Origin of the sequence: Kitasatospora albolonga (assembly GCF_039535905.1) — a bacterium.
GTDB classification, from domain to species: domain Bacteria; phylum Actinomycetota; class Actinomycetes; order Streptomycetales; family Streptomycetaceae; genus Kitasatospora; species Kitasatospora albolonga.
The window spans coordinates 37,984-48,660 of sequence record NZ_BAAAYB010000032.1; the positions used below are offsets into that span (position 1 = coordinate 37,984).

The following is a 10,677-nucleotide window of genomic DNA, read 5'->3' on the forward strand; positions in this document are numbered from 1 at the left end:
GGAGCGGTATCATGCCGGGAGCCGGGAGCCGGGAGCCGGGAGCCGGGAGCCGGGAGCCGGGAGCCGGGAGCCGGGAGCCGGGAGCCGTCGCGTCTCGCGGTCGGCGGTCCGCGCACGGCCCTCGCGGGTGGCGGCGTGAACGGGGGCGCGGCACGGGGTGAAGCACGGGGTACGGGGGATGCGGTGGCGGAGTCGGCCGACGGGCCGAGCGTGCTCCTGGTCATCCGCACCGCGACGACCCTGAACCGCCTGCTCGACGTCGTCCCGCTCTTCGCCGACGACCACCGCGTCCGCCTCCACTGGACGATCGCACCCGGCTCCGCCTACGACGACGGCCTCCCCGAGCTGCTGGAGCGTCACCACATCCGGGTCACCCCCTGGCGGGACGCCGTCGACCGCCGCTACGGCCTGGCGATCGGCGCCAGCGCCAACGGCGAGCTGTACCGTCTCCGCTCCCCGCTCCTCCTCGTCCCGCACGGCGCCGGCTTCAACAAGCGCCTGGGCGGCGCCGACGCCGCCGCGCCCTCCGGCCTCTCCCCCGAACAGCTGCTCCACGACGGCGAGGTGGTCCCGGCCGCCATCGGCCTCGCCCACCCCGCCCAGCTGACCAGGCTGACCCGGGCCTGCCCACCCGCCGCCGAACGGGCCACCGTGGTCGGGGACCCCTGCCACGACCGTCTCCGGGCCAGTCTGGAGTGGCGGGAGGAGTACCGCCGCGCCTTCGGGCTGCGGGCGGGACAGCAGCTGGTCGTGGTCTCCTCCACCTGGGGCCGCGCCTCGCTGAGCCACCGTCACCCCGAGCTGCTCACCCGCCTGCTGGCCGAGCTGCCGGTGGACGAGTACCGGGTCGCCCTGGTGCTGCACCCGAACGAGTGGGCCGAGCACGGCGCCTTCGCCCTCCGCCTGCGGCAGACGAGCGCCCGCGCCGCCGGGCTGATCTGCGTGCCGCCGCAGGAGGGGTGGCGAGCGGCGCTGGCGGCCGCCGGGGTGCTGATCGGGGACCACGGTTCGGTGGCGCTCTACGCGGCGGCAGCCGGGCTGCCGGTCCTGTTCGCCACCGACGGCACGGAGGGCACGGGCGGCACGGACGGCACGGACGGCACCGGCCACGACGAGCTCGACCCGGACTCACCGATGGCCGAACTCATGGCCACCGCACCCCGGTTGGACCTCACCGCGCCACTCCTCCCGCAGCTCTCCGGCGACCTCGCCCCGGCCCTGCTGCCGCCGGGCGCGTTCGCCGCCGAGGGCTCCTCGCTCACACTGCTCGCCGAGCTGGTCCACCGCCACCTCGGCCTCACCCCGCCCGCCACCGCCCCGACCGCGGAGCCGGTCCCGCTCCCCCGGCTCGACACCGCGCCGGTCCGCCAACTCACCGTCCACACCGCCCTGGTGGAGCCCGCGACGGAGGGCAAGCCCGCCCTGGTCCGGTTGGAGCGCCGCCCCTCCCGGCTGTCGGACCTCCACCCCCACGACGAGGCGGCCCACCGCCACCGGCTGGCCGAGCTCTCGCCCGAGGCCGGGCGTCTGGCCCAGAGTGCGGCCGTCCTCTCCACCCACGAGCCCACCCTCGGCACCGACTGGCTCGACCGCACCCTCGCCCGCCACCCCGCCTGCCGGATCGCGGCCGTCGTCCTGGACCGGCACCGCTGCCTGCTGCGGCTACGCACCGGCGAGCTGCTCACCACCACCCTGACCGCCGACGCCGACCCGCTGCTCGCCGCCTCCGCCCTGCAGCACCTGCTGTCCCTGGGCGAGCCCGTGCCCGGCGCCGTCCGCATCGAGATCGGCGGCCACCGCCACACCGCCACCGTCGAACCGGCGTCACCCTCGGCCTGCTGACTCCCCGTCGGCCATCCGCCAGGTCCCCGTGCCCAGGTCGAGCACGGCCGTGCGGTCGGTCCGCTCCGGCCACTCCCCCAGCCGCCAGGGCCGCTCCAGCACGCCCAGCGCGATGCCCACCCCGGCCTCGGAGGCCTCCGCCACGACGCCGATCCAGTGCGGGCTCCGGGCGATCAGCCGCTCCACCAGCGCCCCGTCGGGCTCCGGAACCGCCAGGGTCTGTCCGTCGGCGCCGGGCGGCGTCCCCCGCACGCCGTGCAGGGCCGAGCCGGCCATCAGCGCCAGCAGCCGGGCGAACAGCCGGACCGGGAGCTCCGCGTCCCTGGTCTCCAGGTGCACATAGCAGTCGTCGTGCCCGGAGAAGTAGAACCGCGAGCCCGGTAGGCGCGTGAGCACCGGCTCACCGGCCCGGGCCGTGCCGATCGCCAGCGCGAGCTCGTCCAGCTGCTCCGCCGTCTGCCCCGGCTCCACGTCCACCAGGGTCAGCTCGTAGGGTGACCAACTGCCGTCCAGGAAGCGGGGCATGACGTCCCGTTCCAGCACCAGCAGCTCCTCGCTCAGGTCGATCGACCCACCGGCCCGGTCACCGATCGGGTGGACCCGGCAGGCTGCGCCCTGGTCCGCCGCGATCTCCCCGGGGCTCCAGAACCGGTAGTCCTCGTCCAGGAAACTGTTGGTCGCCAGGCCGGCCACCACCACCTCCTCCCGCGCGGACCGCAGCAGCAGGTCCAGCAGCTCGCTGCCCTGCGCGGCGGCGGCCGAGACCGTCCGGATCCCCTCGTCCTCCCGGACGCTGAAGGCCAGCGGGAACGCCGCCCCCGCCAGGCCCACGGAGTTCACGCCGAACGCCCCGCGCCGGTCCACCTCGACCACTGCACTCCCCCACCACTCGTCCTCATGCGCCCTCACCGTATCGGGCGGTCAGCTCCGCCCCGATCCGGGCCAGTTCGGCCCTGGCCTCCGGCGGTTCCAGGATCTCGATCCGCGCCCCGAGCCCGGCGAGCCGGGCCGCGATGACCTCGGGCGCCGGGCCGTCGACCTCCAGCTCCCGCCGCCCGTCCGGGAGTTCGCGCAGCGGCCGGACCCGGCCGGAGCTCAGGCGGTGCAGCAGGGCCTCGGTGCCGGGCTCGACCCGCACCAGCACGGTGGCGGCATGCAGGCGCTCCTCCATCCCCGCGGCCAACTCCCGCCAGACGGCGGCCAGATCGAAGCCCTCCGGACGGTCGACGGGCAGGCCGGTCGGAGTGGCCCCGGTGACGCGGCTGAGGCGGTAGGAGCGCAGGCCCGCCTCGGTGGCCGCGACGAGGTAGCCGACGCCCGCCTTGGTGGCCAGGCCGAGCGGGTGGACGGTGCGCTCCCGCTCGGGCCGCCCTGGGGTGGCGTAGCCGAGCCGGACCTGTTCGCCCTCCACCACGGCCCGTTGGAGCACCTCCAGGTGCGGTTCGGCGGCGGTGACGGGCGCCCGGGACCAGTCGGTCGGGTCGGCCACACCGCCGCGGGCGGCCGCCTCGGCCCCGGCCCGCTGGGGCGCGGGCAGGGCCTGGACCAGCTTGCGCAGCAGGGTGCGGGCCTCGGGCGAGGAGGCGGCGGGCCCGGCCGTGAGGAAGAGCGAGCGGATCTCGTCCGTGGTCAGGCCGTTGAGGGTGGTGCGGGCCCCGCCGACCAGGGTCCAACCGCCGCCCCGGCCACGCTGGGAGTACAGCGGCACGCCGGAGGCGGCCAGCGCCTCCAGGTCGCGCCGGGCGGTGCGCTCGGAGGTCTCCAGCTCGGCGGCCACCTCGGCCACGGTGACGCGGCCCCGCCGCTGGAGCAGCAGCAGGGTGGCGACCAGTCGATCGGCTCTCATGGACCGCCATTCTGCTGGCTCCGCGCGCCCCACTCCGACCGGTTTTCCGGCGGCTCGTCAAACTGGCCAGAAGGTGGCCACTTTGACCGGAAGGCTGAGCTCATCGCCCCCGGAAGCGCCGGGCAGTGACGAGAGTGGAGCAGAAGATGATCGTGGTGACCGGAGCCACCGGGAACGTCGGCCGACCGCTGGTGCAGGTCCTGGCCGAGGCCGGGGAGCGGGTGACGGCGGTGTCCCGGAACGCGGCGGAGGGGCTCCCGGTGGGGGTGCTGCACCGGGTGGCCGATCTGGCCGAACCGGCTTCCCTGGAGCCGGTGTTGGCGGGGGCGGAGGCGCTGTACCTGCTGATCGCGGGATCGGGCGCGGAGCTCGATCCGGAGGCGGTGCTCGGGGTGGCGAAGGCGGCGGGGGTGCGGCGGGTGGTGCTCCAGTCCTCGCAGGCGGCGGGTACCCGTCCCGGGCTGGCTTCGCACGACGGCCTGCGGGCCTTCGAGGCGGCGTTGCGCGGTTCGGGCCTGGAGTGGACCGTTCTGCGCCCCGGCGGATTCGCCTCCAACGCCTACCTCTGGCTGGAGTCGGTGAAGGCCCACCGGACGGTGGCGGCGCCCTTCGGCGAGGTGGGCCTGCCGCTGGTGGACCCGGCGGACATCGCCGCCGTGGCGGCCGCGGCGCTCCGCGACCGGGCGGGCGCCCACGCCGGACGGACCTACCAACTGACCGGCCCCGCGCGGGTTTCGCCCCGCGAGCAGGCCGAGGCGCTGGCCGCGGCGGTCGGCGAGCCGGTCCGGTTCGTGGAGCTGAGCCGGGACGAGGCCCGCGGGCACCTCACCCGCTTCCTCCCGGAGGTGGTGGCGGAGGGCACCCTCGACATCCTCGGCGAGCCGAACGTCGAGGAGGTGCGGTTGAGCCCCGACGTGGAGACGGTGCTCGGCCGCGCCCCGCACTCCTTCGCCGACTGGGCCGGGCGCCACGCCGCCGCCTTCCGCTGAACCCGTGGCTCGGCGCGCCTGGCGGGGTCAGGGGTTCAGCCCTCGGAGCACTCCGGCTCCGAGGAAGCCTCCAACTCCTCGACCTTGGCACCGAGTTCGGCGGCCCGGGGGCTGCCCGTGGCCTGGTGGATCCGCCAGGCGGCGTCCAGGTGCCGGTGGGCGGCCGCCCGGTCCCCGGCCGCCAGTGCGGTCTCGGCGAGCAGTTCCAGCACGGGCGCCCGGTCGACCGGGGTGTCCCGTTCGGTGAAGACGTGCAGGGCCTGCTCCAGCAGTTCGGTGGCCTGCTGGAGCCGCCCCAGCCGCAGCTGCACCCCGCCGAGGCTGGTGGCGATCCGGGCGGTGGTGCGGCGGTCGGTGCCGTCCCCGAGCCGGTACGCGCGCAGCAGCACCTCCGCAGCCGCGTCCCACTGCCCGCGCCGGTCCAACACCTGCCCGAGGTGGTGGAGTTGGAGCCGGGTGCCGCGGACCTGACGGAGGTTCTCGTTGATCTGGAGCGACTCCTCGAAGGCGGCCTGGGCCTCGTTCAGCCGCCCCTGGGCCAACCAGGCCTTGCCGGAGAACTCCAGCACCATCGCGGTGGCCCGCCGGTCCCCGGCCAGCCGGGTGGCGGCCAGGGCGGGGCGCAACTGGGCGTGGGCGGCGTCGAAGTCGCGCAGCTCCCAGTGGGCCCGGGCGAGTTGGGCCCGGTAGCGGGCCAGGAGCAGCAGCTCCTCCTCGCGTTCGGCGGAGGCGACGGCGAGGGTGTAGGCCTCGATCCAGTAGTCGTACGGCCGCTGGTCCTCGACCAGCTTCCAGAGCGGTTCGGCCAGCCGGCAGACCATCGGGTCGTCGCCCAGGGCCGCGGCCGTGTGGAGGCAGGCCAGCAGGTTGTGCCGCTGGGCGCGGAACCACCGGAGGGCGGCCGTGTCGTCGGCGAACTCCACGTCGGGCCCGGGGCCTTGGGGCAGCGGTGCGAGGTAGCGCAGCCGTTCGCCGATCGCCCGGTCGGCGCGTTCGGCCTGGCGGGCGTACCAGTGGACGGTGCGCTGCCAGATCGCCGAGCGGCCGATGCCGCTCGGGTCGGCGGCCCGGGCCCGGCGGGCGGCGTGCTCGCGCAGCAGGCGGTGGTAGCCGAACCGCCCGGTGGCGGCGTCCTCCTCGAGCAGCCCGGCGTCCACCAGCTCGGCGAGCCCGGCCTCGGCGGCCCAGGCGTCCAGGTCGGCGGCGGCCGCGGCCGCCCCGGAGGCGAACCCGCCGCCCGGGTGGTCGGCGAGCGAGCGGTAGAGCAGGGCGGCGTCCTCGGGCAGGGCCTGGTAGCTCGCGTCCCAGAGTGCCTCCACGCCCGTGCCTCCGATCACCCCGCCACCCGTACCCGCCCCACCGTCGGTCCGCGCCGCCGCCTCGGCCGCTCTCAGCCGGTCGACCAGGTCGGCCACCCGGGCCCGCCGCATCCGGCGCAGCTGCCCGCCGGCCGCCCGCAGCGCGATCGGCAACCCGCCGCACAGCTCGGCGAGTTCGGCCACCGCCGCCTCTTCGGCGGCCGCCCGCTCGGGGCCGATCAGCTCGGCCAGCATGCGGCGGGCGTCTCCCGGCGGGAGCATGCCGAGCGGGACGGCGAGGGCGCCGTTCTGCTCGGCCTCCGGCAGCCGGGCCTGACTGGTGACCACGGCCGCGCTCTGCTCCCCGGCCGGGAGCAGCAGGGCGAGTTCGGCCTCGTCCTGGACGTCGTCCAGCAGCACCAGCACCCGGCTGCCGGTGGTCCGGGAGCGGAACAGCGCCTGACGCTCCGCCAGGGTGGGCGGCAGCCAGCCGGCGTCCACGCCGAGCGACTCCAGCCAGCCGCCGAGCACAGCGGCGAAGTCCACCGCGCCGTCCTGGCGCAGCCGGCCGAGGTCGGCGTAGAGCTGGCCGTCGGGGAAGCGCTCGCGCATCCGGTGGCCCCAGTGGGCCCCGAGCTCGCTCTTTCCCACGCCGCCGACGCCGCTGAGCACCAGCACCGCCGGGCGCCCGGTGCGGGGGCGGCCGAGCTCCGCGGTGCAACCGGCCTGTTCGGCCTGACGGTCGAAGAACCTGCCCTTGGTGAGCGGGAGTTGGCCGGGCACCGGCCGCTGCGGGCCGCTGACCGTCAGGTGCTCGATCACCTGGGCCTGGATGAGGTGACCGTCCACCCGGCCGCCGTCCACCCGGTTCACCCCGGCCGCCGCCCGCTGTGCCACCTCGTCGGACTCCGGTCGCTCCGCCACGCCCACCCCTCAAGCCGCCCTGACCGCCAACACTGTAGACGTTCCGTCAGGCGAAAGGGTTGTGGGCGCACCGGTCCGCCGGTCAGGCCGCGCAGAACTCGTTGCCCTCGGGATCGCGCATCACCCACCAGTGCCCGGCCGGGCCCTTGTCCACCTCCTGGACCTTGACCGCGCCGAGCCCCTCCAACCGCGCGACCAGCCCGGCCAGGCCCTCCGGCCCGGCGTGCAGGTCGATGTGCAGGCGGTTCTTGACGGTCTTGGGCTCGGGGACCTGCTGGAAGAGCAGGCGGCGGCCCTTGCCGACCCCGCTCGCCGGGTCGTAGGGGTCCTCGGGGTGGCGGACGGCGCCGTAGCCGCGGAAGACCTTGCGGCCGCGGTGCTCGGTGACGGCCGCCTCGGGCAGGTGGTCTGCGGCGAGCAGCTGGTCGATCAGCGGGCTCGGGTCCTCCACCTCGTACTCCAGGGCGGCGGCCCAGAAGTCCGCCAGGGCCGAGGGGTCTGCGCAGTCGATGACGAGTTTCCAGTTCAAAGCCATGTAACCAGTTATATTGGTTACATGGATCCGTCCGCAACCAGAGGCCTGACGCTGCGCTCGCGCAGCGGCTCCACCTACCGTTTCGACCCCGGGGCGCTCTGCCTTGAGCTGATGACCACCGGAGGCCCCGGCCCCTACCGCGTCTTCGAGGTGCTGCACGCTCCGGCCGACGTGGCCGACTTCGCCGGGCGCTCACGCCTGGACCCCACACCCGAGTTGGAGGTCGCCGAGCGGGACGTGGCCGAGCTCCGGGCGCTGCGCGACGCGCTGTTCGGGCTGGTGCGCGCCCACCTCGACGGCGCACCGCTCCCGGCCGACGAGCTGGCCGTCCTCAACGCCGCCGCCGCCCGGCCCGCGCTGGCACCGGCCGTGACGGCCGACGGCGGCCGGGGGTGGGCACCCGGGGCCACCGGCGCCCAGCTGGTCGCCACCCTCGCCCGCGACGCGGTCGACCTGCTGACCGGCCCCTTCGCCCACCGGGTCCGCACCTGCTCGGCCGGCGACTGCCAGCTGGTGTACGTCGACACCTCCCGCCCCGGGAACCGCCGCTGGTGCTCCATGGAGCACTGCGGCAACCGCCACAAGGTCCGCGCCCTGCGGGCCCGCCACTCCGAGGAAGGATGACCGCCGTGCCCATCGGACTCACCAAGGACGCGGGTTGGCAGATCGGCGTCTCCCGGACCCTGCCGCACCCCGTCGCCCTGGTCTGGGAATTCGTCAGCAGCGCGGAGGGCCTGGCCCTCTGGCTCGGCCCCGGCACCGAGCTCACCCCCGAACGGGGTGCTCCCTACCGGACCGGCCAGGGCGTCACGGGCGAGGTCCGCGGCTACCGGCCGCGCGAACGCATCCGCGTCACCCACGGCTCCGGCACCGTCCAGGTCGCCATGGTCCCGACGGGCGACGGCTCCCGGACGGTGCTCCGCTTCCACCAGGACCGGATGGCCGACGCGGCGGAGCGCGAGCGGCAGCGGGCGCACTGGAAGGCGGTCATGGACCTGGTCGCCGCCGCGCTCGACCGGGCGCCCTGACGGAGGGTCAGCCGACCGGCTCCACGGCCGGGCTCGCTGCGGGCTCGACGGGGGCGGACCGCCGGGAGGGGCGGTCGAGCGCCCAGGCCGCGGTGGCCACCAGGCAGCCGGTGAGGGCCAGCCCGGAGCCGACCAGGGTGGGCGAGGTCCAGCCGAGCCCGGCCGACAGGGCCAGGCTGCCGAGGTAGGCGCCCTGCGCGTTGGCGAGGTTGAAGGCGCCCTGCACGGTGGCCGAGGCCAGGGTCGGCGCGGTCCGTGCCTTCTGCATCACCAGGGTCTGCACCGTCGGCACGGTGGCGAAGCCGAACAGGCCGATCAGCACCACGGTGAGCGCCGCCGCCCACGGGGTGCCCGCGGTCACCGCGAACAGGGCCAGCGCCAGCGCCATCAGCAGGAAGGCGGCGCTGATCGAGGGCCGCAGCGCGCGGTCCGCCGCGTAGCCGCCGATCAGGTTCCCGAGCGTCATCCCGACGCCGAACAGGGCGAGCACCACCGTGACGCCCTGTCCGGAGAAGCCGGCCACCTCGGTGAGCACCGGGGTGATGTAGGTGTAACAGGCGAACAGCCCGGCGCAGCCGGTCACCACCCGTGCCGAGGGCCAGCCAGAGCTGGCCGCTGCGGAAGGTGGCCAGCTCACTGCGCAGGCCGGCACCGGGGCGGCTGGGCAGTTCGGGGCAGCAGCCGGGCCAGGGCGAGCGTGCCGACCGCGCCGGCGCCGACCACCACGAGCATCGCCGAGCGCCACCCGAGGTGCTGGCCCAGCAGGGTGGCGGCCGGCACGCCGAGGATGGTGGCCACGGTCAGCCCGGAGAACATCACCGAGACCGCCCGGGCCCGCAGGTGCGGCGGCGCCAGCTCGGCGGCGGCCACCGCACCGGCCCCGAAGAAGGCGCCGTGCGGCAGCCCGGTGATCAGCCGGGCGGCGGCCAGTAGGGCAAAGTTCGGGGCCAGCGCGCAGAGCAGGTTCCCGACCGTGAACAGCGCGGACAGGCCGATCAGCACGGCCTTGCGGGGCAGCTTCGCGCAGAGCGCGGTGAGCAGCGGGGCCCCGATGACCACCCCGATCGCGTACATCGAGATCAGCCAGCCGGCCTGCGGCAACCGGGACTCCGAGGTCGTCGGCGACCTGCGGGAGCAGGCCCATCGCGGCGAACTCGGTGGTGCCGATCGCGAAGGCGGTGAGGGCGAGGGGCGACGAGCGCCAGCGGCATGACGGGACCAACTCCAGGGGTGGGGTGACATGGGGCGGTCGCCACTGACCACCTGCGCGAGGGTTCGGGGCAGTTTACCGAGCCGAGGTCAGCGTCCGGATCCGGCGGAGCTCGCCGTGGATCTCGGCCAGCGTGCGGCAGTCGGCGGGGACGGCGCCCTCCGCAGGGCCGGGCGTCACCTTCCCGGCGTCCAACTCCCTTGCCAGGAGCTCCAGTTCGGCGACGCTCCGCCGAGCGTCCGGCTCCGGCGGGTACGGGCGGCCGTGGTCGAGCCGGACGGCGCAGGCGGTGGTCGCGTCGACGATCCGCTCCGCCCCGGCACCGACCGGCAGCCAGTCGCGGTCCGCCCGCAGCTCGGCGGCGGCGGTCTCGGCGGCGGCCCGCGCCTCGGCCAGTGCCCGGTAGGCGGTGCGGCGCAGGGCATCCCGCTCCGCGCGGACGGACCGCTCGGGGGCGAGCACGTGGTCCAGGTAGCACTGGGGCGTGCCGCAGCGCGACGGCGTACCGGTGACGACCCGGGTCCGGGTGGAGCTGAGCCGGGGCAGGTGGCCGACCAGCAGGACGGCGAGGCAGGCCAGCACCGTGTCCGCCAGCCGGGTGCCGGCCGCGCTGGTGTCCCCGGCGAGCGAGACGAAGGCGAGCACGGTGACGGTCACCACCGCCGTCTGGGCGGCGAAGTGACGGGCCGCCAGCGGGACCAGCGCCCCGCCCAGGGTCGCGGCGGCCACCTCCGCGCCGTGCGGCAGCAGCACGGCGGCGAACAGCACCCCGACGGCCGTCCCGGCGCAGCGGCTGACCACCCGCGAGAACAGCGGCCCGATGTCCGGCTTCACCAGGAACGCGGCGGTGACGGGCAGCCAGTACCAGTAGGCGGCCCCGAGCAGCAGCGCGAGCGTGGTCGAGACAGCCACGCAGGCCGCCACCCGCAGCCCGTACTCCGCGCCCGGCCGGGCCGGTCGGCAGCGCTCGGGGCGCACCCGGGGCGGCGCGGCCACCGGCTCGTC

The 10,677-nt window shown here is 76.0% G+C and carries 9 protein-coding genes and 1 pseudogene; 4 read left to right on the plus strand and 6 right to left on the minus strand.

Annotated features, from left to right (window positions below):
- Positions 1-183 precede the first annotated feature (183 nt).
- Positions 184-1,842 carry a translation initiation factor 2 gene (locus tag ABD946_RS08090; protein WP_345281474.1) on the plus strand — a complete coding sequence of 553 codons (1,659 nt, stop codon included), beginning with the start codon at positions 184-186 and terminating at the stop codon, positions 1,840-1,842.
- On the opposite strand, the gene ABD946_RS08095 is transcribed toward ABD946_RS08090, so the two are convergent.
- Positions 1,825-2,751, minus strand: coding sequence for a hypothetical protein (locus tag ABD946_RS08095; RefSeq protein ID WP_345281494.1), 927 nt, complete (start codon positions 2,749-2,751; stop codon positions 1,825-1,827). The two genes, ABD946_RS08090 and ABD946_RS08095, sit on opposite strands and share 18 nt — an antisense overlap.
- The gene (locus tag ABD946_RS08100) at positions 2,738-3,688 is read right to left on the minus strand and encodes a helix-turn-helix transcriptional regulator (protein WP_345281477.1); all 951 of its coding nucleotides are present in this window, start codon (positions 3,686-3,688) and stop codon (positions 2,738-2,740) included. The genes ABD946_RS08095 and ABD946_RS08100 overlap by 14 nt, the downstream gene beginning before the upstream one ends.
- Positions 3,689-3,834: 146 nt before the next feature.
- On the opposite strand from ABD946_RS08100, the gene ABD946_RS08105 reads away from it, so the two are divergent.
- The gene (locus tag ABD946_RS08105; RefSeq protein ID WP_345281479.1) at positions 3,835-4,677 is read left to right on the plus strand and encodes an NAD(P)H-binding protein; all 843 of its coding nucleotides are present in this window, start codon (positions 3,835-3,837) and stop codon (positions 4,675-4,677) included.
- Between the two features lie 35 nt (positions 4,678-4,712).
- On the opposite strand, the gene ABD946_RS08110 is transcribed toward ABD946_RS08105, so the two are convergent.
- On the minus strand, positions 4,713-6,899 hold the full coding sequence (locus tag ABD946_RS08110; RefSeq protein ID WP_345281481.1) for a tetratricopeptide repeat protein: 2,187 nt from the start codon (positions 6,897-6,899) through the stop codon (positions 4,713-4,715).
- A gap of 82 nt (positions 6,900-6,981) precedes the next feature.
- Positions 6,982-7,434 carry a VOC family protein gene (locus ABD946_RS08115; RefSeq protein ID WP_345281483.1) on the minus strand — a complete coding sequence of 151 codons (453 nt, stop codon included), beginning with the start codon at positions 7,432-7,434 and terminating at the stop codon, positions 6,982-6,984.
- A gap of 21 nt (positions 7,435-7,455) precedes the next feature.
- Here ABD946_RS08115 and ABD946_RS08120 point away from each other — a divergent pair, with 21 nt between their 5' ends.
- Together ABD946_RS08120 and ABD946_RS08125 are read left to right on the plus strand one after the other, a co-directional pair.
- The gene (locus ABD946_RS08120; RefSeq protein ID WP_345281485.1) at positions 7,456-8,058 is read left to right on the plus strand and encodes a CGNR zinc finger domain-containing protein; all 603 of its coding nucleotides are present in this window, start codon (positions 7,456-7,458) and stop codon (positions 8,056-8,058) included.
- Between the two features lie 5 nt (positions 8,059-8,063).
- Positions 8,064-8,462: an SRPBCC domain-containing protein gene (locus ABD946_RS08125; protein ID WP_345281487.1), complete on the plus strand. Its 399-nt coding sequence runs from the start codon at positions 8,064-8,066 to the stop codon at positions 8,460-8,462.
- 7 nt (positions 8,463-8,469) lie between these two features.
- Here the strand turns inward: ABD946_RS08125 and ABD946_RS42550 are convergent.
- Positions 8,470-9,673, minus strand: a pseudogene (locus ABD946_RS42550) (MFS transporter).
- 74 nt (positions 9,674-9,747) lie between these two features.
- Positions 9,748-10,677 (minus strand): FUSC family protein (locus ABD946_RS08140; RefSeq protein ID WP_345281492.1); only part of this gene is annotated, 930 nt, incomplete at its 5' end.